The organism is Klebsiella sp. BDA134-6, assembly GCF_015601345.1.
GTDB lineage: Bacteria > Pseudomonadota > Gammaproteobacteria > Enterobacterales > Enterobacteriaceae > Klebsiella > Klebsiella grimontii.
In genome coordinates, this window is sequence record NZ_CP064784.1 from 976,712 (window position 1) to 999,809 (window position 23,098).

General features: G+C 54.3%; 18 protein-coding genes. 9 read left to right on the top strand and 9 right to left on the bottom strand.

The genetic code is table 11. The annotated features are described in order from the left end of the window. Nucleotides 1-7 precede the first annotated feature (7 nt). The gene (gene ppdD, locus IYV58_RS04525; RefSeq protein WP_195729451.1) at nucleotides 8-439 is read right to left on the bottom strand and encodes a prepilin peptidase-dependent pilin; all 432 of its coding nucleotides are present in this window, start codon (nucleotides 437-439) and stop codon (nucleotides 8-10) included. 183 nt (nucleotides 440-622) lie between these two features. Beyond that, nucleotides 623-1,516, bottom strand: a complete 894-nt coding sequence (gene nadC, locus IYV58_RS04530; RefSeq protein WP_004128984.1) for a carboxylating nicotinate-nucleotide diphosphorylase — start codon at nucleotides 1,514-1,516, stop codon at nucleotides 623-625. Between the two features lie 193 nt (nucleotides 1,517-1,709). Here nadC and ampD point away from each other — a divergent pair, with 193 nt between their 5' ends. Together ampD and ampE are read left to right on the top strand one after the other, a co-directional pair. Beyond that, nucleotides 1,710-2,261 carry a 1,6-anhydro-N-acetylmuramyl-L-alanine amidase AmpD gene (gene ampD / locus IYV58_RS04535; RefSeq protein WP_004128986.1) on the top strand — a complete coding sequence of 184 codons (552 nt, stop codon included), beginning with the start codon at nucleotides 1,710-1,712 and terminating at the stop codon, nucleotides 2,259-2,261. 9 nt (nucleotides 2,262-2,270) lie between these two features. After that, on the top strand, nucleotides 2,271-3,125 hold the full coding sequence (gene ampE / locus IYV58_RS04540) for a beta-lactamase regulator AmpE (RefSeq protein WP_049113902.1): 855 nt from the start codon (nucleotides 2,271-2,273) through the stop codon (nucleotides 3,123-3,125). A gap of 31 nt (nucleotides 3,126-3,156) precedes the next feature. Here the strand turns inward: ampE and IYV58_RS04545 are convergent, their stop codons facing one another. The 3 genes from IYV58_RS04545 to aroP form a co-directional block, all read right to left on the bottom strand. Then, nucleotides 3,157-4,107, bottom strand: a complete 951-nt coding sequence (locus IYV58_RS04545; protein ID WP_087828458.1) for a glycoside hydrolase family 43 protein — start codon at nucleotides 4,105-4,107, stop codon at nucleotides 3,157-3,159. Further along, nucleotides 4,107-5,513, bottom strand: coding sequence for a glycoside-pentoside-hexuronide (GPH):cation symporter (locus IYV58_RS04550; RefSeq protein WP_087828457.1), 1,407 nt, complete (start codon nucleotides 5,511-5,513; stop codon nucleotides 4,107-4,109). Before IYV58_RS04550 ends, IYV58_RS04545 begins: the two co-directional genes overlap by 1 nt. A gap of 176 nt (nucleotides 5,514-5,689) precedes the next feature. Continuing rightward, a complete protein-coding gene (gene aroP / locus IYV58_RS04555; protein ID WP_087828456.1) occupies nucleotides 5,690-7,060 on the bottom strand; it encodes an aromatic amino acid transporter AroP in 1,371 nt (456 codons plus the stop codon). 652 nt (nucleotides 7,061-7,712) lie between these two features. On the opposite strand from aroP, the gene pdhR reads away from it, so the two are divergent. The 5 genes from pdhR (at nucleotide 7,713) to IYV58_RS04580 (ending at nucleotide 15,383) form a co-directional block, all read left to right on the top strand. After that, complete coding sequence (gene pdhR / locus IYV58_RS04560; RefSeq protein ID WP_004098632.1) at nucleotides 7,713-8,492, top strand: pyruvate dehydrogenase complex transcriptional repressor PdhR; 780 nt, start codon at nucleotides 7,713-7,715, stop codon at nucleotides 8,490-8,492. Between the two features lie 241 nt (nucleotides 8,493-8,733). Then, on the top strand, nucleotides 8,734-11,397 hold the full coding sequence (gene aceE, locus IYV58_RS04565; RefSeq protein ID WP_004129009.1) for a pyruvate dehydrogenase (acetyl-transferring), homodimeric type: 2,664 nt from the start codon (nucleotides 8,734-8,736) through the stop codon (nucleotides 11,395-11,397). Between the two features lie 14 nt (nucleotides 11,398-11,411). Next, a complete protein-coding gene (aceF, locus tag IYV58_RS04570) occupies nucleotides 11,412-13,304 on the top strand; it encodes a pyruvate dehydrogenase complex dihydrolipoyllysine-residue acetyltransferase (RefSeq protein WP_195729452.1) in 1,893 nt (630 codons plus the stop codon). A gap of 207 nt (nucleotides 13,305-13,511) precedes the next feature. Continuing rightward, nucleotides 13,512-14,936 carry a dihydrolipoyl dehydrogenase gene (gene lpdA / locus IYV58_RS04575; protein ID WP_004098637.1) on the top strand — a complete coding sequence of 475 codons (1,425 nt, stop codon included), beginning with the start codon at nucleotides 13,512-13,514 and terminating at the stop codon, nucleotides 14,934-14,936. 162 nt (nucleotides 14,937-15,098) lie between these two features. Continuing rightward, nucleotides 15,099-15,383 (top strand): hypothetical protein, encoded by a 285-nt coding sequence (locus IYV58_RS04580; protein WP_195729453.1) that lies wholly within the window; start codon nucleotides 15,099-15,101, stop codon nucleotides 15,381-15,383. 50 nt (nucleotides 15,384-15,433) lie between these two features. Here the strand turns inward: IYV58_RS04580 and IYV58_RS04585 are convergent, their stop codons facing one another. After that, on the bottom strand, nucleotides 15,434-16,234 hold the full coding sequence (locus IYV58_RS04585; protein ID WP_004129015.1) for a DUF2950 family protein: 801 nt from the start codon (nucleotides 16,232-16,234) through the stop codon (nucleotides 15,434-15,436). A 10-nt stretch (nucleotides 16,235-16,244) separates the two neighbouring features. Then, complete coding sequence (locus tag IYV58_RS04590) at nucleotides 16,245-17,837, bottom strand: DUF3300 domain-containing protein (RefSeq protein WP_195729454.1); 1,593 nt, start codon at nucleotides 17,835-17,837, stop codon at nucleotides 16,245-16,247. Between the two features lie 355 nt (nucleotides 17,838-18,192). Between IYV58_RS04590 and acnB the strand changes: the two genes are divergently transcribed. Further along, nucleotides 18,193-20,790, top strand: a complete 2,598-nt coding sequence (gene acnB, locus IYV58_RS04595) for a bifunctional aconitate hydratase 2/2-methylisocitrate dehydratase (protein ID WP_004129020.1) — start codon at nucleotides 18,193-18,195, stop codon at nucleotides 20,788-20,790. Between the two features lie 175 nt (nucleotides 20,791-20,965). Next, entirely contained in the window at nucleotides 20,966-21,328 is a 363-nt protein-coding gene (yacL, locus tag IYV58_RS04600) for a protein YacL (protein ID WP_004129024.1), read from the top strand. A 31-nt stretch (nucleotides 21,329-21,359) separates the two neighbouring features. Here yacL and speD read toward each other — a convergent pair whose 3' ends face one another. Both speD and speE read right to left on the bottom strand, forming a co-directional pair. Further along, nucleotides 21,360-22,154: an adenosylmethionine decarboxylase gene (gene speD / locus IYV58_RS04605; protein WP_004108061.1), complete on the bottom strand. Its 795-nt coding sequence runs from the start codon at nucleotides 22,152-22,154 to the stop codon at nucleotides 21,360-21,362. 14 nt (nucleotides 22,155-22,168) lie between these two features. Next, a complete protein-coding gene (gene speE, locus IYV58_RS04610) occupies nucleotides 22,169-23,032 on the bottom strand; it encodes a polyamine aminopropyltransferase (protein ID WP_004129027.1) in 864 nt (287 codons plus the stop codon). Nucleotides 23,033-23,098: the final 66 nt, after the last annotated feature.

Sequence of the window (23,098 nt, forward strand, 5' to 3'; positions counted from 1 at the left end):
TGCCCTCTCAGTTAAAACGGAACACATCTTCACAGGCCTGCTTAAGTGCGCTATCGCCAGTAATATTGCAAACGCGCTGCCAGCCGGTGATACCGTTAGCGTTATCCCAGGACGGCGTCATGGTGACGCTCAGGCCATTGAGGCTTTCCTGGCCGGTGAGCGTGACAACGCCCGTCGCTACGGTCATAGCGGAGACGTAGCGGGTGGTTGCGGGGGAGGGGATCCCGTTGTTGCCGCCATCGCAGGGGGTTAATCCGCCGTGCTCCAGCGCGCATAGCTCAATGGCGGTACGGAAAGGGACGAAGGTTTGTAGCATGTCGGTAAGCGCCGCTTTTCGCAGGTAATTCTGATACGCCGGAATGCCGATTGCGCTGAGAATGGCGATGATCCCGATGACCACCATGAGTTCGATGAGGGTAAAACCACGTTGTTTGTCCATAAGTTGCTCCTTGTTATCTTCAGGAGCACTTTGCCGGGATTTTTTCAGCGATACGATCCGCAGATTTCGCCTAAGGAAGAAGGGTTCCAGGCTTTTTGGGCCGCTTGCATGGAGGGATTATTGGCATGCGAGTCAGTTCGCAAAAGTGAGCCCCGGCATAAAGTGAAAACCGGGGCAAGGCAATCAACGGAAACGCATAGAGAGGTCGAGGGCGCGCACGTGTTTCGTCAACGCGCCAACGGAGATGTAGTCGACGCCGGTTTCGGCAAATTCACGAATGGTATCGAATGTGACGTTGCCGGAGACTTCCAGCGCCGCCTGACCCTGGGTAAGTTTGACCGCTTCGCGCATCAGGTCGGTAGTGAAGTTGTCGAGCATAATGATGTCGGCGCCGGCTTTTAGCGCTTCGTCCAGTTCTTCAAGAGTTTCGACTTCCACTTCTACCGGCACATCAGGATGAAGCCAGAACGCTTTTTCAACCGCCTGCCGTACCGAGCCGGAAGCGATAATATGATTCTCTTTAATCAGAAAGGCATCGGAGAGGCCCAGACGATGGTTGGCCCCACCGCCGCATAAGACCGCGTACTTCAGCGCCGTGCGCAGACCCGGCAGCGTTTTGCGCGTATCGAGCAGCTGAGTTTTGGTACCCACCAGCAGATCAACGTAGCGGCGGACTTCACTCGCTACCCCGGACAACGTTTGCACGAAATTGAGTGCGGTGCGCTCGCCGGTGAGCAGAATACGCGAAGGGCCTTCCAGCTCGAACAACGGCTGGTTTGCTTTTACTGCATCGCCATCGGCAACATGCCAGGTGAAGTTAACGTCATCGCCCGCAAGCTGAATAAAGACTTCTTCTACCCAGCGTTTACCACAAAATACGCCATCTTCGCGGGTGATCACGACCGCATGCGAGTGCGCGTCCTGAGGCAATAATTGTGCGCTAATGTCGTTATTCGCATCCACTTCGCCGCCTAAATCTTCCCGCAGGGATTGAGCGACGGCATCGGTAATATCAAGATTAATACGCTCCAGCAGCGCGTCACGGCGGCGGTCGGGATTGTAGCGACGAGGCGTCATGATAAAGCTCCAGATAGATAAGATTCAGAAGTGGGAAACATGCTAACCTGAACAACGTTTTTGTACCACATCCGCTTCATTTTGCCGGCGGTTTCAGCTTTTGGCGTTAGTCCGCTGAGCGAGAGGGCGTATGATGCAGGGGATTCGTTGGGCGCGGTGCCGCCATGCATAAGCTAGTAAAAGGAGACTCAACATGCAGTTGAACGGGGGATGGCTGGTCGAGGCGCGTCGGGTACCTTCGCCGCATCAAGATAGCCGTCCGGATAATGAAACTCCCTCTTTGCTGGTGGTGCACAATATAAGCCTACCGCCCGGCGAATTTGGCGGCCCGTGGATTGATGCCCTGTTCAGCGGTACGCTCGATCCCCATGCCCATCCTTTCTTTGCCGAGATTGCCCATCTTCGCGTTTCGGCGCATTGTCTGATTCGCCGCGATGGCGAAATCGTGCAGTATGTGCCTTTCGACAAGCGCGCGTGGCACGCGGGTGTTTCAAGCTATCACGGGCGCGAGCGCTGCAACGATTTTTCGATAGGCATTGAGCTGGAAGGGACCGACGAGCTGGCTTATACCGACGCGCAGTATCAGCAGCTGGCAGCCGTTACCCGTCAGCTTATCCCGCTCTATCCGGCGATAGCTGACAATATCACCGGCCATAGCGATATTGCGCCAGTGCGTAAAACGGATCCCGGCCCGGCTTTTGACTGGGTAAAATTTCGCGCTCTGTTAACCCCGTCGTCAGAATAAGGAGATGCCATGACGTTGTTTACTACGCTGTTAGTCCTCATTGCCGAGCGCTTGTTTAAGCTGGGTGAGCACTGGCAGCTCGATCATCGGCTGGAAGTGCTGTTTCGCCGGTTAAAGCATTATTCCCTGCTGACAACCATACTGATGACGGTAGCGGCTGCGGCGGTTGTGTTTATTATTCAGCGCCTGCTGCAGGGGCAACTGTTTAACGTTCCGCTGCTGGTGTTCTGGATCCTGCTTGGCCTGCTGTGCATAGGCGCAGGTAAAGTCCGCTTGCACTATCACGCCTACCTGAAGGCCGCGGCGCGCGATGATAGCCGCGCCTGCGACGCCATGGCCAGCGAACTTACCCTGATCCACGGCGTACCGCCCGGCTGCGACCAGCGTGAGTATCTGAGCGAGCTGCAAAATGCGCTGCTGTGGATTAACTACCGCTATTATCTTGCTCCGCTGTTCTGGTTTGTGGTCGGCGGGCCGTGGGGGCCGTTAACCCTGATCGCCTACTGTACGCTGCGGGCCTGGCAAACGTGGCTGGCGCGTTATCAGACGCCGCGCCATCGCTTACAGTCGGGTATCGACGGCATTCTGCACGTGGTTGACTGGGTTCCGGTACGCCTGGTCGGCGTGGTGTACGCTTTGGTTGGACACGGGGAAAAAGCCTTACCGGCGTGGTTTGCCTCGCTGGGCGACCGCCACTCTTCTCAGTATCAGGTATTGACGCGTCTGGCGCAGTATTCGCTGGCGCGTGAGCCGCACGTGGATAAAGTGGCTACGCCGAAGGCGGCGGTCTCCATGGCGAAGAAAACCTCGTTGGTGGTCGTGGTGATTATGGCGCTGCTGACCATTTACGGTACGCTGATTTAAGCGCCTGCCCGTTGGCGGGCAGGCAGGACTTTTAATACGTGTCTGCTGCCGGGATGCCGAAATCAGGCATCCCGTTTTCTTGCCAGCGAATGAGCTTCAGGCGCGTATGACGATTTGGATCGTACAGCGGGTCGCCTTCTATTTCGGTGTAGTTACGCGCGTGGTACACCAGCACATCTTCTCTTTCCGGCGTCTGCGTAAAGCTATTGTGCCCGGGCCCATACTGACGATTCTCATAGCTGGTGCGGAATACCGGCTGCGGCGCTTTATGCCAGTTTTCTGGCCGGAGCGGGTCGGCGTTAATGTCTATCCACAGTAAGCCCATGCAGTAGTTTTCATCGGTAGCGCTGGCGGAATAGCTAACGAACAGCTTGTCGCCGTGGAAAAGCACCGCCGGGCCTTCGTTCACCATGAAACCGCGACACTCCCAGTCGAACTCGGGTTTGCTCAACATCACCGGCTTGCCTTTTAGCGTCCACGGGTTTTCCAGCTCAGCCAGATAGAGGTTGGTGTTGCCTTTAATGTCAGGGTCTTTTTGCGCCCACAGGTACCACTGTTTGCCCTGATGACGGAAAGTGGTGGCATCCAGGGCAAAGGTGTCAAACGGCGTTTTTACCTGGCCTTTTACCTGCCATTTACCGGTTAACGGATCGCTGTCCGCGCATTCAAGCGCAAACATACGGTGCTGGAACATCCCCAGTTCATCCAGGTCGTGCGTGTGGGTCGCCGCAAAGTAGATGTACCATTTTTCGTCAATCTCATGCAGCTCCGGCGCCCATATGAGCTGACTCATCGGGCCGCTGTCCGGTTTACGCCAGACGACCACCGGCTGCACGTCGCGCAGGCCTTCAAGAGTTGCGGAGCGGCGGATTTCCAGACGGTCGTACTCCGGCACCGAAGCAATAAAGTAGTAGCTATCCTGATGGCGCAGAATATACGGGTCCGCGCGTTGTTCAATAAATGGGTTTGGCCAGTTTTTCATTACGCTTTCCTTACATGTTCGCCGGTTTTCAGTTCCTGATAGTCATTGAGCTCGCTATAGTTGACCCGGCGCTTCTCGAGGTCAGACTGAATTTGCCTCATAAATTCACGGTTAACCTTCAGCATACGCACCACTCCCGCGGTAATCAGATAGCCGACGCCGGGGATAACGCTGAATAGCAGTACGATACCGTTAATCGCGGATGCGCTTTGCTGTTTCGCGCCGGCATCGTAACCGTACCAGGAGAGGAGAAAGCCAACCATCGCCCCGGCGATAGCCAGACCGACCTTCAGGAAGAACAGGTTGCCGGAGAAGCTGATGCCGGTGATGCGTTTGCCGGTCTTCCATTCACCGTAGTCGTCAACGTCGGCCATTAGCGACCAGTGCAGCGGTGAGGGGATCTGATGCAGAACATTCAGCAGGAAGTAGAGCGCCATGATCATCATGGTGGCGTGCGGGTCGAAGAAATAGAACGCGCAGGAGAAAACGGCCAGTACGATATTGGTCCAGAAAAACACCTGCAGTTTACACCAGCGGTCGGTCAGAACTTTTGCCAGCATACTACCGATCATCATCCCGACCACGCCAAGGCTGATAAACAGCGTCGCGAAGTGGGTGCTTTGTTGCATAACCCAGGTGACGTAGTACATGGTGGCGGCCATGCGAATAAAGCCCGGACAGACGTTGCAAAGCGTTAACAGCAGGATGCGAACCCACTGGTCGTTTTTCCAGACGTCTTTTAGATCTTTTTTCAGCTCGTCGTTGGTCTGGACAGCGGGTTTTACGCGTTCACGGACGGTGGCAAAGCAGAAAAGGAACATGCACATACCGATAAACGCCAGCACGGTCATCGCCATCTGGTAGCCTTTGGCTTTATTCTCACCACCGAACCAGTCCGCCATCGGCAGTAGCGTAAGGGAGAGCAGGAGTGTGGCAATACCGACCATCACGAAGCGATAGGACTGGCAGGCCACGCGTTCCTGCGGGTCATTCGTAATCACGCTACCTAATGAGCAGTAGGGGATGTTAATCGCGGTATAGGTCAGCGAGAGCAGGAAGTAGGTGACGAAAGCATAGATAACCTTGCTATTGTACGTCCACTCCGGCGTGGTAAACATCAGCACGCTGAACAGCGCATACGGGAAAGCAATCCACAGCAGCCATGGACGAAAGCGCCCGTATTTACTGCGGGTACGGTCGGCCATAGCCCCCATAATCGGATCGGTAACTGCATCAATAACGCGTACGGAGAGCAGCAATACGCCTACCAGCGCCGGCGCGAGACCAAAAATATCCGTATAAAAATAGTTAACAAACAACATGATGGCGCCGAATATGATGTTGCATCCGGCGTCACCCATCCCGTAGCCTATTTTTTCTTTAACTGAAAGCTTATTGCCATTCATCGCAGCGATCTCCCCGTGGCGGTATGGAGAGAATTATTAGCCGGGTAATGGACTAATGCGTTGCAGGATAGGGTTAACGATATGGATAAATCGGTTGTCAGGGATAAAATGTGAAGCAGGTAACAATGCACTGTGTCCGCCAACGGCGGGCGGACACAGGTTGTAGAGATGCAGGATTACGCTTTAATGGCGCTGGCGGTTTTCTGTTTAAACAGGTAGCCGACGCCGAGAACGGCAATCCACACCGGGATAAGGTAGACAGAAATCGCCATGCCAGGGGTCATCAGCATGATCACCAGTACTCCCGCCATGAACAGCAGGCAAATCCAGTTACCCAGCGGATACAGCAGCGCCGGGAAGCGGGTAACCACGCCCTGCTGCTGCTTAGCGCGACGGAATTTGATGTGCGCCAGGCTGATCATCGCCCAGTTGATCACCAGGGCGGAAACTACCAGCGCCATCAGCAGACCAAACGCGGATTCCGGCGCGAAGTAGTTTATCAGGACGCACAGCGCGGTGACCACAGCGGAGACGAGGATAGTGTTAACCGGTACGCCGCGTTTATCAACGCTCATTAGCGCTTTTGGCGCGTTACCCTGCTGGGCCAGGCCGAACAGCATCCGGCTGTTGCAGTAAACGCAGCTGTTATACACCGACAGCGCCGCGGTCAGGACCACGATATTCAGGGCGTTAGCGACAAAGGTATCGCCCAGCTCATGGAAAATCAGGACAAACGGACTGGTATCGGCGGTCACGCGGCTCCACGGCAGCAGAGAGAGCAGAACGGCCAGCGAGCCCACATAGAAAATCAGAATACGGTAGATAACCTGGTTAGTGGCTTTTGGAATGCTTTGCTCCGGGTTATCCGCTTCTGCGGCGGTAATACCCACCAGCTCCAGACCGCCGAACGAGAACATAATAATCGCCATCATCATCACCAGCCCGGTGAAGCCGTGCGGCAGGAATCCGCCTTGCTCCCACAGGTTGCGTACGGTGGCCTGCGGGCCGCCGTTGCCGCTAAACAGCAGCCAGCCGCCGAACAGGATCATCGCCACGACGGCGACGACTTTGATGATCGCGAACCAGAACTCCATCTCGCCAAACACTTTGACGTTAGTCAGGTTGATCGCGTTGATGGCGATAAAGAAAATGGCCGCAGAAACCCAGGTGGGAATTTCCGGCCACCAGAACTGGACGTATTTCCCGACCGCGGTCAGCTCGGCCATCGCGACCAGCACGTAAAGCACCCAGTAGTTCCAGCCGGAAGCGAAACCTGCAAAGCCGCCCCAGTATTTGTAGGCAAAATGACTAAATGAACCGGCCACCGGTTCTTCAACGACCATCTCGCCCAGCTGACGCATAATCAGGAAGGCAATAAAACCGGCAATTGCGTAGCCCAGAATGATACCGGGACCCGCGTTTTGGATGACGGATGCGCTACCGAGAAACAAACCGGTACCGATAGCGCCTCCCAGCGCAATAAGCTGAATATGGCGGTTTTTAAGGCCGCGCTTTAGCCGATCGCCATGCTGTTGACCTTCCATCATGAAACCTCGTGTGTGGTTATGGTTATTATGTTTGTCCGCGTCATCCTTCAGGTGACTTCTTCGCTGTCCGTCCCTGCCTGATAGCATAGTCAGCGAAATTTCACTGAGCCTGCGCTCCGTTCTGCCCCGAATGATGCAACGCACATATTGTTGTGTTTGTGTAATTATCAAATTCCGTTGATGTACTTATTTCTTTACGCAAGGCGGAGGGGGAATTCATGAAAAGGCCTTTCGTATCATGGAGAATAGTGATAAGCGCCGCTGAATGCACCTGCTTTATGAAGGGATGATGACGATGCGAGCAAAAAGAAACCATTTGTAAATCACACCTCAATATTCCGCACCTGTCTATTATTTGCTACTTATTCGCTTTCATTGAATTAATATTCACCAATTGGTGAGTTGAATCGGTTCAGATAGCGTAATTTTTCGTTTCTATTACGTTAACGCTACCTCTTTGTGAGTAAACACAACATTTGTGCAAGGTTACATTTTTGAAATGTTATTTCTGTAAGGTTGTTAAAACGTGCCGGGTTTAATGATTTCAATCAAAACCTGTATGGACAGAAGGTGAATACTTTGTTACTTTAGCGATACGAACTATGAATTGGTAAGACCAATTGACTCCGGGCTAATGGCAGAGACAGGGAATATGGCCTACAGCAAGATCCGCCAACCAAAACTATCCGATGTGATAGAGCAGCAGCTGGAGTTTTTAATCCTTGAGGGGACGTTGCGCCCCGGTGAAAAACTCCCGCCAGAACGTGAACTGGCAAAACAGTTCGACGTTTCCCGTCCCTCGCTCCGTGAGGCTATTCAACGCCTCGAAGCTAAGGGCTTGTTGCTTCGTCGCCAGGGGGGCGGAACGTTTGTGCAAAGCCGCCTGTGGCAGAGCTTCAGCGACCCGCTGGTAGAGCTACTGTCCGACCACCCTGAATCCCAATTCGATCTGCTGGAAACCCGTCACGCGCTTGAAGGCATCGCGGCTTATTACGCGGCGCTGCGCAGCAACGATGAAGATCGCGAACGTATTCGCGAGTTGCATCAGGCCATTGAGCGGGCTCAGCAGTCCGGCGATCTTGACGCCGAATCCGATGCCGTCGTCCAGTATCAAATTGCCGTCACCGAAGCGGCGCACAATGTGGTGTTGCTCCATCTACTACGCTGTATGGAGCCGATGCTGGCCCAGAACGTTCGCCAGAATTTTGAATTGTTGTACGCCCGTCGGGAGATGCTCCCGCAGGTCAGCAATCATCGTACTCGCATTTTTGAGGCGATAATCGCCGGGGAACCGGAGCAGGCGCGTGAAGCGTCGCATCGTCACCTGGCGTTCATTGAGGAAATTTTGCTGGATCGTAGCCGTGAGCAGAGCCGTCGTGAACGCTCACTGCGTCGTTTACAGCAACGAAAAGATGAGAACTCCGGTTCTTAAGCGCCATTTTTAGAGCGCGGCAACTAAACGCAGAACCTGTCTTATTGCACTTTTAGTTGTTCAAAATAATTTTGGGTGTATCGCGGCGGCAAGCGCGCGAATCCCCGGGAGCATAGTGAACTATGTGACTGGGATGAGGAAGCGAAGCCAACAAAGAGACAGCCAGAAGTATGAAGAACAAAGAGCGCAATGGGACAGGTTCCAGATTAATCAACGATTAGATAGATAAGGAATACCCCCCATGTCAGAACGTTTACCAAATGACGTGGATCCGATCGAAACTCGCGACTGGCTACAGGCGATCGAATCGGTCATCCGTGAAGAAGGTGTTGAGCGCGCTCAGTATCTTATTGACCAACTCCTTTCTGAAGCCCGCAAAGGCGGGGTGAAAGTGGCTGCTGGCGCATCGACCGGCGGTTACGTAAACACTATTGCCGTTGAAGATGAGCCGGAATACCCGGGGAATCTGGATCTGGAACGTCGTATCCGTTCTGCGATCCGCTGGAACGCGATTATGACCGTTCTGCGCGCATCGAAAAAAGATCTCGAACTGGGCGGCCACATGGCTTCCTTCCAGTCTTCCGCAACCTTCTACGAAGTGTGCTTTAACCACTTCTTCCGCGCACGCAACGAGCAGGACGGCGGCGACCTGGTTTACTTCCAGGGCCACATCTCTCCGGGCGTCTACGCGCGTGCTTTCCTGGAAGGTCGTCTGACTGAAGAGCAGATGAACAACTTCCGTCAGGAAGTTCACGGTAAAGGTCTGTCCTCTTACCCGCACCCGAAACTGATGCCGGAATTCTGGCAGTTCCCGACCGTTTCTATGGGCCTGGGCCCAATCGGCGCGATTTATCAGGCTAAGTTCCTGAAATATCTGGAACACCGTGGTCTGAAAGATACCTCCAAACAAACCGTTTACGCCTTCCTGGGCGACGGTGAGATGGACGAGCCGGAATCCAAAGGCGCGATCACCATCGCGACTCGTGAGAAGCTGGACAACCTGGTCTTCGTTATCAACTGTAACCTGCAGCGTCTTGACGGCCCGGTTACCGGTAATGGCAAGATCATTAACGAACTGGAAGGCATCTTCGGTGGTGCTGGCTGGAACGTCATTAAGGTTATCTGGGGCGGTCGCTGGGATGAGCTGCTGCGTAAAGATACCAGCGGTAAACTGATCCAGCTGATGGAAGAGACCGTTGACGGTGACTACCAGACCTTCAAATCCAAAGACGGCGCCTACGTGCGTGAGCACTTCTTCGGTAAATATCCGGAAACCGCAGCGCTGGTCGCCGACTGGACTGACGAGCAGATCTGGGCCCTGAACCGCGGCGGCCACGATCCGAAGAAAGTCTATGCTGCACTGAAAAAAGCGCAGGAAACCAAAGGCAAAGCTACCGTCATTCTCGCCCATACCATTAAAGGTTACGGCATGGGTGACACTGCTGAAGGTAAAAACATCGCCCACCAGGTTAAGAAGATGAACATGGACGGCGTTCGCTACGTCCGCGATCGTTTCAATGTGCCGGTTGCCGATGCGGATATCGAAAAACTGCCGTACGTGACCTTCCCGGAAGGTTCCGAAGAGCACACCTATCTGCACGCCCAGCGTCAGAAACTGCACGGCTATCTGCCGAGCCGTCAGCCGAACTTCGATGAGAAGCTGGAGCTGCCGACTCTGGAAGATTTCGGGCCGCTGCTGGAAGAGCAGAATAAAGAGATCTCTACCACTATCGCGTTCGTTCGTGCCCTGAACGTGATGCTGAAGAACAAATCCATCAAAGACCGCCTCGTGCCGATCATCGCCGATGAAGCGCGTACCTTTGGTATGGAAGGTCTGTTCCGTCAGATTGGTATCTACAGCCCGAACGGCCAGCAGTACACCCCGCAGGACCGTGAGCAGGTTGCATACTACAAAGAAGACGAGAAAGGCCAGATTCTGCAGGAAGGTATCAACGAACTGGGTGCTGGCGCATCCTGGCTGGCTGCTGCGACCTCCTACAGCACCAACAACCTGCCGATGATCCCGTTCTACATCTACTACTCTATGTTCGGGTTCCAGCGTATCGGCGATCTGTGCTGGCAGGCTGGTGACCAGCAGGCTCGCGGCTTCCTGATCGGTGGTACTTCCGGTCGTACGACGCTGAACGGCGAAGGTCTGCAGCACGAAGATGGCCACAGCCATATTCAGTCTCTGACTATCCCGAACTGTATCTCTTACGATCCGTCTTATGCATACGAAGTTGCGGTCATCATGCACGATGGTCTGGAGCGTATGTACGGTGAGAAACAAGAGAACGTTTACTACTACATCACCACGCTGAACGAAAACTACCACATGCCGGCCATGCCAGCAGGTGCCGAGGAAGGTATCCGTAAAGGTATCTACAAACTCGAAACCGTTGAAGGTAGCAAAGGTAAAGTTCAGCTGCTGGGCTCCGGTTCTATCCTGCGTCACGTTCGTGAAGCAGCGCAGATCCTGGCCAACGACTACGGCGTAGGTTCTGACGTTTATAGCGTCACCTCCTTCACCGAACTGGCGCGCGATGGCCAGGATTGTGAACGCTGGAACATGCTGCATCCGCTGGAAACGCCGCGCGTTCCGTACATCGCTCAGGTGATGAATGATGCTCCGGCAGTCGCATCGACTGACTATATGAAACTGTTCGCTGAGCAGGTTCGTACTTACGTACCGGCCGATGATTACCGCGTACTGGGTACCGACGGCTTCGGTCGCTCTGACAGCCGTGAAAACCTGCGTCACCACTTCGAAGTTGACGCTTCCTACGTGGTGGTAGCAGCGCTGGGCGAACTGGCTAAACGTGGCGAAATCGATAAGAAAGTGGTTGCGGAAGCCATCACTAAATTCAACATCGATGCAGATAAAGTTAACCCGCGTCTGGCGTAAGAGGTAAAAGAATAATGGCTATCGAAATCAAAGTACCGGACATCGGGGCTGATGAAGTTGAAATCACCGAGATTCTGGTCAAAGTGGGCGACAAAGTTGAAGCTGAACAGTCGCTGATCACCGTAGAAGGCGACAAAGCCTCTATGGAAGTCCCGTCTCCGCAGGCTGGCGTCGTTAAAGAGATCAAAGTCTCTGTCGGCGACAAAACCGAGACCGGTAAACTGATCATGATTTTCGATTCCGCCGATGGTGCAGCAGCCGCTGCACCTGCGCAGGAAGAGAAGAAAGAAGCCGCTCCGGCCGCCGCAGCACCGGCAGCCGCCAGCGCGAAAGAAGTTCATGTACCGGATATCGGCGGTGATGAAGTTGAAGTCACGGAAATCATGGTGAAAGTAGGCGACACCATCGCCGCTGAACAATCCCTGATCACCGTAGAAGGCGACAAGGCTTCTATGGAAGTTCCGGCGCCGTTCGCCGGCACCGTGAAAGAGATCAAGATCAACACCGGTGACAAAGTGTCCACTGGATCCCTGATCATGATCTTTGAAGTGGCAGGCGCTGCGCCTGCCGCGGCACCGGCAAAAGCGGAAGCCGCTCCGGCTGCTGCTGCACCGGCAGCTTCAGGCGCTAAAGAAGTTCACGTACCGGATATTGGCGGCGATGAAGTTGAAGTGACTGAAGTGATGGTGAAAGTGGGCGATAAAATCGCCGCTGAACAGTCACTGATCACCGTTGAAGGCGACAAAGCTTCCATGGAAGTGCCTGCGCCATTCGCGGGTACTGTGAAAGAGATCAAAATCAGCACCGGCGACAAAGTCTCCACTGGCTCCCTGATTATGGTCTTCGAAGTGGAAGGCGCTGCGCCTGCCGCAGCTCCGGCTGCCGCGGCTGCTCCGGCACCTGCTGCTGCACCGGCTCAGGCGTCTAAACCTGCTGCGGCTCCTGCTGCAAAAGCGGAAGGCAAATCTGAGTTCGCTGAAAACGACGCTTACGTTCACGCAACGCCGCTGATTCGTCGTCTGGCGCGCGAGTTCGGCGTCAACCTGGCGAAAGTGAAAGGTTCCGGTCGTAAAGGCCGTATCCTGCGCGAAGACGTTCAGGCCTACGTGAAAGAAGCGGTTAAACGCGCTGAAGCCGCGCCTGCTGCTACCGGTGGCGGTATCCCGGGCATGCTGCCGTGGCCGAAAGTGGACTTCAGCAAGTTTGGTGAAGTGGAAGAAGTTGAACTGGGCCGCATCCAGAAGATCTCTGGCGCTAACCTGAGCCGTAACTGGGTGATGATCCCGCACGTTACGCACTTCGACAAAACCGATATCACCGATCTGGAAGCGTTCCGTAAACAGCAGAACGCCGAAGCTGAGAAGCGTAAGCTGGACGTGAAATTCACTCCGGTGGTCTTCATCATGAAAGCCGTTGCCGCGGCGCTTGAGCAGATGCCGCGCTTCAACAGCTCCCTGTCTGAAGATGCACAGCGTCTGACGCTGAAGAAATACATCAATATCGGCGTGGCGGTTGATACCCCGAATGGTCTGGTTGTTCCGGTCTTTAAAGACGTGAACAAGAAGAGCATTACCGAGCTGTCTCGTGAACTGACCGTGATTTCCAAAAAAGCGCGTGATGGTAAGCTGACCGCTGGCGAAATGCAGGGTGGTTGCTTCACTATCTCCAGCATCGGCGGCCTGGGTACCACCCACTTCGCACCGATTGTGAACGCGCCGGAAGTGGCTATCCTCGGCGTGTCCAAGTCCGCGATGGAGCCAGTATGGAATGGCAAAGAGTTCGTGCCGCGTCTGATGATGCCGATCTCTCTGTCCTTCGACCACCGCGTGATCGACGGTGCTGATGGTGCGCGCTTTATCACCATCATCAACAATATGCTGAGCGACATTCGCCGCCTGGTGATGTAAGCAAAAAGCCGGCCTGACGGCCGGCTTTTTTCTGGTAATCTCTTCTGCGTTTTGAAGTTACCAGCAATAAAGGACAAAATCGTTTGCCGTTTGTTGTTTCAAAATTGTTAACAATTTTGTAAAATGCTTGCGGATAGAACGTCCCGGTGGACATGGGCGTAAAAACAATAGCGTCAGACCCGCCGGATACAAATAACAGAGGTCATGATGAGTACTGAAATCAAAACTCAGGTCGTGGTACTTGGGGCAGGCCCCGCAGGTTATTCTGCTGCCTTCCGTTGCGCTGATTTAGGTCTGGAAACCGTCATCGTAGAACGTTACAGCACCCTCGGCGGTGTTTGCCTGAACGTCGGCTGTATCCCTTCTAAAGCACTGCTGCACGTTGCTAAAGTTATCGAAGAAGCGAAAGCGCTGGCCGAACACGGCATCGTTTTCGGTGAGCCGAAAACCGACATTGACAAGATTCGCACCTGGAAAGAAAAAGTCATCACTCAGCTGACCGGTGGTCTGGCTGGCATGGCCAAAGGGCGTAAAGTGAAGGTGGTTAACGGTCTGGGTAAATTTACCGGCGCTAACACCCTGGAAGTGGAAGGCGAAAACGGCAAAACCGTGATCAACTTCGACAACGCTATCATCGCGGCGGGCTCCCGTCCGATCGAACTGCCGTTCATTCCGCATGAAGATCCGCGCGTATGGGACTCCACCGATGCGCTGGAGCTGAAAACCGTACCAAAACGCCTGCTGGTTATGGGCGGCGGGATCATCGGTCTGGAAATGGGTACCGTATACCATGCGCTGGGTTCAGAGATTGACGTGGTTGAAATGTTCGACCAGGTTATCCCGGCAGCAGATAAAGACGTGGTGAAAGTCTTCACCAAGCGCATCAGTAAGAAATTTAACCTGATGCTGGAAACCAAAGTGACCGCCGTTGAAGCGAAAGAAGACGGTATCTACGTTTCCATGGAAGGCAAAAAAGCCCCGGCTGAAGCGCAGCGCTATGACGCCGTGCTGGTGGCTATCGGTCGCGTGCCGAACGGTAAAAACCTTGATGCTGGTAAAGCAGGCGTTGAAGTTGACGAGCGTGGTTTTATCCGCGTTGACAAACAACTGCGTACCAACGTGCCGCACATCTTTGCTATCGGCGATATCGTCGGTCAGCCGATGCTGGCGCACAAAGGCGTTCACGAAGGCCACGTTGCAGCCGAAGTTATCGCCGGCATGAAGCACTACTTCGACCCGAAAGTTATCCCGTCCATCGCCTATACCGAGCCGGAAGTTGCATGGGTTGGCCTGACGGAGAAAGAAGCGAAAGAGAAAGGCATCAGCTACGAAACCGCCACCTTCCCGTGGGCTGCTTCTGGCCGTGCTATCGCTTCCGACTGCGCTGACGGTATGACCAAACTGATTTTCGACAAAGAATCTCACCGCGTTATCGGCGGAGCGATTGTTGGCACCAACGGCGGCGAGCTGCTGGGCGAAATCGGTCTGGCGATCGAAATGGGCTGTGACGCTGAAGATATCGCGCTGACCATCCACGCTCACCCGACTCTGCACGAGTCCGTTGGCCTGGCGGCAGAAGTCTTCGAAGGTAGCATCACCGACCTGCCGAACGCGAAAGCGAAGAAAAAGTAAGTTTTTCTTTCAGGCAAAATCAAAAAGCGGCTCAGTGAGCCGCTTTTTTTATAGTTGATGTTTAGAACTGTGTCGCCGTTAATAAAAGTGCATACCTTATTAATTCTCAAAAAATAATAACTATATAAACTTATAGGTAGTTAACTATGCGTGAGGTATGCGATGAAAAGACTTTTAACCACCACTCTGCTGGCGGCAACGTTGGCCTCTGGTATGGCCTGCGCGGCGGATGCCGCGATTCCCTGGGCTGATAACAGCGGCGGTACCGAAAGCACCCATATTGCCGCTATGGGCCAGGATTTGAATAGGCAACATCAGCAAATAAAGAAGACCAGCGAAGGCGTATGGGCGGCGAACTCCGGTAGCATCAGCGCTGATGAAGCGGCGTTGACCAGCACTAAACCGGCTTTTGCCGGCTACCCGTCTCTGATGCCCCATCAGGGCTAAGCCAATGTAGTGATATTGCCCGGCAGCGCCATCGCGCGCCGGGCATTTTACTATTGATGGATGGCCTGCCAGCCGGAATCAGGCGAAAATTGAGAAATCGCCAGCGCCTTGCTCTGCGTTTCATCACCTAAATTAGCCTGAAAAACCTCATCATTTTGGTCAACCATAAAGCTCATGATACCGGTTTTTCCCCATTCAACCGGCCATGCCAGCAGGGCGACCCCCTGATTCTCGCCGTCTTTAATTATGCGGAAACGGTAGCCGTGATAGCCCTCGCCGGGTTCTATGGGACTAAATGCCGGTCCTAACGGGCTGGGCGCTTCACCGGGAGCGGTTGGCCAGTAGAGGCCATCTTTCTTGCCATCACTGCTGATAATCTTCTGCGCCCAGGTGTGGTTTAACCGATAGAAATCTTGCTGGGCATCAACGTAAGCATGCATTGCCTGAATGGCTGACAGCTCATTGCGGCCAATGGCGCGAGTCAGGATCTCATCTTCAGCAGCGGCCATGTCAAAACGCCAGCCGCTCTTATCCTGAATTATGGGGATCGGTAGCCGCCATGCTTCCTGACCCACCTCCAGCCAGGCGCTATCCTGTTGCTGAACGATACGATGGCTCACTTTCCAGTCACGTTGAAAGCGATCGACGGCGTCAGGGGCAATGCCATCCGGCGGTAAAAACTGCTGCCAGCTATCGCCGAGCAGCCCGTTGAGCGCTGATTCATCATGCTTGCCGATCGCCTCGACCAGCGCGCTGGCGGCCAGTTCCGGAGAGGTAAACTGCTGTTGAGCCAACGATATAGCGGGTGCCAGGGTCAGGGCCAGCAGAGTCATTGTTAATAATTTTTTCATCTGATTATCCTCAGCGGCGGCGCAGTTCATGATGTTCCGAAAGATGTTCTCTGGCCGCGCTGCGCTGCTCGCTGCTTAAACCTGAGATATGACGGCTCTGCAGGCCACGCTCCTGCTGCGACTGCCAGGAAGGCGAACGGATATCGTTACCGCTCAGGGCATTGGCGTGCAGGTTATTCAACTTCTGCTGACGTTGTTCGGGCGTTGCGGCCCGGACCTGTTCACGGCGCTGTTGCTGCTGCGCTGTTGGATGCTGAATTTGCGATTTTACCGCTTCCCGATGCTGCTGTTGTACGGCGTTATGTGTCACCGCCGGCGTGGCGTCATAGCCGCGATAGTTATTGCGCTGGGTTACCTGATGCAGCTGCTGCGATGCGGCCTGGCGCTGGGCATCTCGGGACGGCGCGCGAGCAAGCGAGTTATCCGCCTTAGCCGCAGGCCCGGTATGCTGCTGTAGCTGAGTCATGGCTGCCTGACGCTGCGCGTTACGATCGACGGGTTGATGTTGGGTAGTGCTAAGCCCGCCGGGAACATTGGTCTGATGGTAATGCTGCGCAATGTTGTTGTTCGGGTACGGAATATTGCCGCGATAGGCCGGATTATGTTGCCAGTTAACGTGATTTCCCGGCAGATTCTGCCCGGTAATATGGTTGAAATTATTGACGTTGATATTGATATTATCGCCGTTGTGCGAGTAGCCGCCGTGATGATCATCATCGTGGTGGTAATCGTCATCGTCATGATGGTGATCGTCATCATCCCAGTCGATGCTGCTGAACAGGGCGTAGGTGGTGGCGACGCCTAGGCTATAGCCAAAACCTTTTACGAAGCTATTGGTGAACTGTTCACCCGGGGGCGGCGGCAGGTAGACCGGCGGGTAGGCCGTGTTAGGCCAGGCGCCGTAAACAACAGAAGGGTTATAGGCCGGCACGTACACCACGTTCGGATCGGTGGATTCGATTTTAATCACCTGGGCGGGGGCGGAGGATGTCACGGCGCTGCTGCTGCGGGAGGTACTGGTCGTCGACGTTGCCGGGGCCGCAGCGTTTGTGGCGGTGATGACTTTCTGCTGCGGCGTGGATTTCAGCGTTCCGGTCTGCTGGGCGATGGCGCGTAAGCGCTGCACCGAATCCATGACGTCCTGCGGCTGGGCGAGAAATGCGTTACCCAGGTTTTCTACCCACGGCGCATTTTCTCCCATTAACGCGAGCAGGGAAGGGAAGGCGACCAGCGATTTTACGCTGGGATCCCAGGGCTGGCTTGCCACCGCTTGTACCGCCGCATCCCCCTTCATTGCAGGATTATCCTGCGACCACTGCACCGCCTGAACGACGTTACTCGGATAGGTCGCAGCCATCAGCACCTGTGACAACAGGTTGTCCGGATAGAGCGCGATTGGCGCGACCCACTGGTCTATCTGCGCGGGGGTATAGGTTGCGGTAACCGGCTGAGCGGCGGCGGTTGCCTGCGCCGTCTGCGCAACGGCGGGGGGCTCTGGAACCGTTTGCGGCTCCCGGCTTTTGACATAGAGCGTACCCGCGGCGGCTAATAGCCCGGCGCTACAGAGCAGCGCGAGAAGATGGGGTTTGAAAGGCAGCGTCATAAGGACTCCCGGCACATAGATTGGCCCGTTTTGACAGAGTATTGTCGAAAAGCGGGGGATTGCCTGAGTATAAAGAGCGCGAATTTGCGTTTTTGATTTTAGTTGGGTTTTTGGACAATTATGTGTAACAGAATTAATTTTATATACCGCTAAATTGACAGAAAACCTGCAATATTCTGCCCTTAACGATTCAGCTAATTTTTAATGTTGCTTTTTTGTAAACAGATTAACACCCCGCCAAAATCCTGCTATGCTGCCGACGCGGTATCGGGCATTTACCCTACAAACTGCTGTCTCACAGGAGCGTGAAGAGAATCGCCTACCGCATTTTACAATGAGAGCGAGGAGAACCGTCGTGCTAGAAGAATACCGTAAGCACGTAGCTGAGCGTGCCGCCGAGGGGATTGTACCGAAACCCTTAGATGCAACCCAAATGGCCGCGCTGGTAGAACTGCTGAAAAACCCGCCAGCGGGTGAAGAAGAATTCCTGTTAGACCTGTTAATTAACCGCGTACCGCCGGGCGTCGACGAAGCCGCCTATGTTAAAGCCGGATTCCTTGCCGCGATCGCCAAAGGCGAAGCAACTTCTCCACTGGTTACCCGTGAAAAAGCTGTCGAACTGCTGGGCACCATGCAGGGCGGTTACAACATTCATCCCCTGATTGACGCGCTGGACGACGCAAAACTGGCGCCGATTGCCGCGAAAGCGCTGTCCCACACTTTGCTGATGTTCGACAACTTCTACGATGTAGAAGAAAAAGCCAAAGCGGGCAATGAATATGCCAAACAGGTGATGCAATCCTGGGCTGATGCTGAGTGGTTCCTGAGCCGTCCTCAGTTGGCTGACAAAATCACCGTGACCGTTTTTAAAGTCACCGGCGAAACCAACACCGATGACCTGTCTCCGGCTCCTGACGCCTGGTCCCGCCCGGACATTCCGCTGCACGCGCTGGCAATGCTGAAAAACGCCCGTGAAGGCATCGACCCGGATCAGCCTGGCGCCGTCGGCCCGATTAAACAAATTGAAGCACTGCAGCAAAAAGGTTTCCCGCTGGCGTACGTCGGCGATGTCGTGGGTACCGGTTCATCGCGTAAATCCGCCACTAACTCGGTGCTGTGGTTTATGGGCGACGATATTCCGAACGTGCCGAACAAACGCGGCGGCGGTCTGGTTCTCGGCGGCAAAATTGCGCCTATCTTCTTTAATACCATGGAAGATGCCGGCGCGCTGCCGATTGAAGTGGACGTAAACAACCTGAACATGGGCGACGTGATCGACGTTTATCCCTTTAAAGGTGAAGTACGTAACCACGAAACCGGCGAACTGCTCGCGACCTTCGAGCTGAAAACCGACGTACTGATCGACGAAGTGCGCGCCGGTGGCCGTATCCCGCTAATCATCGGTCGTGGCCTGACCACCAAAGCGCGTGAAGCGCTTGGCCTGCCGCACAGCGACGTATTCCGTCAGGCGAAAGACGTGGCGGAAAGCAGCCGCGGATACTCTCTGGCGCAGAAAATGGTGGGTCGCGCCTGCGGCGTGGCCGGAGTTCGTCCGGGCGCTTATTGCGAACCGAAGATGACCTCCGTAGGCTCTCAGGACACCACCGGTCCGATGACCCGTGACGAGCTGAAAGACCTGGCGTGCCTGGGCTTCTCTTCCGACCTCGTGATGCAGTCCTTCTGCCATACCGCCGCTTATCCTAAGCCGGTGGACGTCACCACGCACCACACGCTGCCGGACTTTATTATGAACCGCGGCGGCGTATCGCTGCGTCCTGGCGATGGTGTTATCCACTCCTGGCTGAACCGTATGCTGCTGCCGGATACCGTCGGTACCGGTGGTGATTCGCATACCCGTTTCCCTATTGGCATCTCTTTCCCGGCAGGTTCTGGCCTGGTGGCGTTTGCCGCCGCGACCGGCGTCATGCCGCTGGATATGCCGGAGTCGGTGCTGGTGCGTTTTAAAGGCAAAATGCAGCCAGGCATCACCCTGCGCGATCTGGTGCACGCCATCCCGCTGTATGCGATCAAACAGGGCCTGCTGACCGTTGAGAAGAAAGGTAAGAAAAACATCTTCTCTGGCCGCATTCTGGAGATCGAAGGTCTGCCGGATCTGAAAGTTGAGCAGGCGTTTGAATTGACCGATGCCTCCGCAGAGCGCTCGGCTGCAGGCTGCACGATCAAGCTGAACAAAGAGCCGATCGTTGAGTATCTGACCTCCAACATCGTCCTGCTGAAGTGGATGATCGCGGAAGGTTACGGCGACCGCCGTACGCTGGAACGTCGCGTTCAGGGCATGGAAAAATGGTTGGCGGATCCGCAGCTGCTGGAAGGTGATGCGGATGCAGAATATGCGGCGGTGATCGATATCGATCTGGCCGATATCAAAGAGCCAATCCTCTGCGCGCCGAACGATCCGGACGATGCGCGTCTGCTGTCCGACGTGCAGGGTGAGAAGATCGATGAAGTGTTTATCGGTTCCTGCATGACCAACATCGGCCACTTCCGCGCGGCTGGTAAGCTGCTGGACAACCACAAAGGCCAGCTGCCGACCCGTCTGTGGGTGGCGCCGCCAACCCGCATGGATGCCGCGCAGCTGACTGAAGAGGGTTACTACAGCGTGTTTGGTAAGAGCGGCGCGCGTATTGAAATCCCTGGCTGCTCCCTGTGCATGGGTAACCAGGCTCGTGTTGCTGACGGTGCGACGGTGGTTTCTACCTCAACCCGTAACTTCCCGAACCGTTTGGGTACCGGCGCTAACGTCTTCCTGGCCTCTGCGGAGCTGGCGGCAGTCGCCGCGCTTATTGGTAAGCTGCCGACGCCGGAAGAGTACCAGACCTACGTTGCTCAGGTGGATAAAACTGCGGCGGATACCTACCGCTATCTGAACTTCGACCAGCTGGGTCAGTATACTGAGAAGGCTGATGGGGTGATTTTCCAGACCGCGGTATAACGCAATAAGTCAGCGTTGTATATAATCCCTTCAATGCCCGGTGAACATTGCATCACCGGGCATTTTTATTTCCAATCCCTCCGTCCGCGACGCTTTTTTTCTCCCTTACTGCTGCGATAATGACGCTATGGGTACAGTGCAGCGGTGACGCACTGCCCTTGCAGAGGAAAAGACTATGGATTACGAATTTCTGCGCGATATTACCGGAGTGGTCAAGGTGCGAATGTCGATGGATCATGAGGCTATTGGCCACTGGTTCAACGAAGAGGTTAAAGATAACCTTACCCTGCTTGATGAAGTTGAGCAGGCCGCGCGCACCGTCAAAGGTAGCGAACGTTCCTGGCAGCGTGCCGGTCATGAATACACATTATGGCTGGATGGGGAAGAAGTGATGATCCGCGCCAATCAGCTGGATTTTTCCGGCGATGAGATAGAAGAAGGAATGAGCTACTACGACGAAGAAAGCCTCTCGCTGTGCGGTATTGAAGATTTTTTACAGGTCGTTGCCGCCTATCGTGAGTTTATGCAGCAGCGCTAAGTCTGGCGGAGCCTCCGTGCTCCGCCGGGCGTTACACCGCCGGTATATTTCTTGCGTAGTAAATTTCACGCATCTCTTTCCACAGCCGGTCGGTGATGACCCTGCGCTCTTCTTCGGTTAAATCTTCCGGCCTGGTGTGAAACATGTAGTGCTTGAGGTCGAATTCCTTAAGCAGCATCTTGGTATGGAAAATATTCTCCTGGTAAACGTTCACGTCCACCATGTCATACAAAGACTTAATATCCTCGGACATGAAGTTCTGAATGGAGTTAATTTCATGATCGATGAAGTGCTTCATGCCGTTCACATCACGGGTAAAACCGCGAACGCGATAATCAATGGTGACAATATCGGATTCTAGCTGGTGAATCAGATAATTCAGGGCTTTCAGCGGTGAAATGACCCCGCAGGTTGAGACTTCAATATCGGCGCGGAAGGTGCACAGCCCGCCTTCAGGATGGCTTTCAGGATAGGTATGAACGCAGATATGGCTTTTATCGAGATGCGCCACAACGGTTTCCGGTAACGGGCCCGGGTGTTCTGTCTGATCGATAAGCTGCGGATCGATAGGCTCTTCGCTGACCAGGATCGTCACGCTGGCCCCTTGTGGCTCATAATCCTGACGCGCAATGTTGAGAATATTAGCGCCGATAATTGAACAGGTCTCGGACAAAATTTCTGTCAGGCGGTTGGCGTTATAGAGCTCGTCAATATAGGCGATGTAGCCATCGCGCTCCTCTGCCGTTTTCGCGTAGCAGATATCATAGATGCAAAAACTCAGGCTTTTGGTCAGATTGTTAAAGCCGTGCAGCTTCAATTTTTTCAATTTAGATCACCCCCTTACTTAACAGTGGATAGCGCATCCAGTAAATATTGCGGTAAAGCAAATGCCGCCGCGTGAATTGCCGGATTGTAATAACGGCACTTCAGGTTCGATTTATGAAAGCGGGCCTGGATGATTTCGCTGGAAAGGTGGCGAAGGGCTTCGTTGTCCGTGGCCCATGCGAAGGTCATGATGCCGCCGTAATAGGTTGGAATCGCCGCCTGATAGAAGCTCACATCGCTAAAGTAGTGACTGAGTTTACGATGGCTATCGACGGCCTCATCCTGCTGCAGGAAGCTGACGCCGTTCTGAGCGACGAAAATCCCACCAGGATTGAGGCAGCGTTTACAGCCTTCATAAAATGCGGAAGTGAACAGGCTCTCGCCGGGACCGATAGGATCGGTGCAATCGGAGATAATGACGTCAAACGTTTGCGCCGTTTGGTTAACAAAATTGACGCCATCGTCAATGACCAACGTAAAACGCGGGTCGTCGTACGCGCCAGCGTTATGATTAGGCAGATATTGACGACAGAACGAAACCACGCCAGCGTCAATTTCTACCATGGTGATGCTTTCGACATTACCGTGGCGAGAGACTTCGCGCAGCATGGCACCATCGCCGCCGCCGATAATTAACACATGTTTCGCCTGACCGTGGGCCATTAGCGGAACATGGGTCATCATTTCATGGTAGATAAACTCATCACGCTCGGTGGTTTGTACCACCCCGTCCAGCGCCATCACGCGACCAAACGCCGCATTTTCGAAAATGATTAAATCCTGGTGATCGGTTTTCTCATGATACAGAACGTTATCAACGCTGAAATACTGACCAAAATGGTCGTGCAGCGTTTCATGCCACAGATTGCTATCGGCCACGGGCAGATCCTCCTTTGTTAACATCTGTTACACCCATTAAAATGAGCGCAACATCATAGCCAACTA

Coding starts and splice junctions, on each gene's coding strand:
- ppdD (WP_195729451.1), bottom strand. CDS start 439: ATGGACAAACAACGTGGTTTTACCCTCATCGAACTCATGGTGGTCATC.
- nadC (WP_004128984.1), bottom strand. CDS start 1,516: ATGACGCCTCGTCGCTACAATCCCGACCGCCGCCGTGACGCGCTGCTG.
- ampD (WP_004128986.1), top strand. CDS start 1,710: ATGCAGTTGAACGGGGGATGGCTGGTCGAGGCGCGTCGGGTACCTTCG.
- ampE (WP_049113902.1), top strand. CDS start 2,271: ATGACGTTGTTTACTACGCTGTTAGTCCTCATTGCCGAGCGCTTGTTT.
- IYV58_RS04545 (WP_087828458.1), bottom strand. CDS start 4,107: ATGAAAAACTGGCCAAACCCATTTATTGAACAACGCGCGGACCCGTAT.
- IYV58_RS04550 (WP_087828457.1), bottom strand. CDS start 5,513: ATGAATGGCAATAAGCTTTCAGTTAAAGAAAAAATAGGCTACGGGATG.
- aroP (WP_087828456.1), bottom strand. CDS start 7,060: ATGATGGAAGGTCAACAGCATGGCGATCGGCTAAAGCGCGGCCTTAAA.
- pdhR (WP_004098632.1), top strand. CDS start 7,713: ATGGCCTACAGCAAGATCCGCCAACCAAAACTATCCGATGTGATAGAG.
- aceE (WP_004129009.1), top strand. CDS start 8,734: ATGTCAGAACGTTTACCAAATGACGTGGATCCGATCGAAACTCGCGAC.
- aceF (WP_195729452.1), top strand. CDS start 11,412: ATGGCTATCGAAATCAAAGTACCGGACATCGGGGCTGATGAAGTTGAA.
- lpdA (WP_004098637.1), top strand. CDS start 13,512: ATGAGTACTGAAATCAAAACTCAGGTCGTGGTACTTGGGGCAGGCCCC.
- IYV58_RS04580 (WP_195729453.1), top strand. CDS start 15,099: ATGAAAAGACTTTTAACCACCACTCTGCTGGCGGCAACGTTGGCCTCT.
- IYV58_RS04585 (WP_004129015.1), bottom strand. CDS start 16,234: ATGAAAAAATTATTAACAATGACTCTGCTGGCCCTGACCCTGGCACCC.
- IYV58_RS04590 (WP_195729454.1), bottom strand. CDS start 17,837: ATGACGCTGCCTTTCAAACCCCATCTTCTCGCGCTGCTCTGTAGCGCC.
- yacL (WP_004129024.1), top strand. CDS start 20,966: ATGGATTACGAATTTCTGCGCGATATTACCGGAGTGGTCAAGGTGCGA.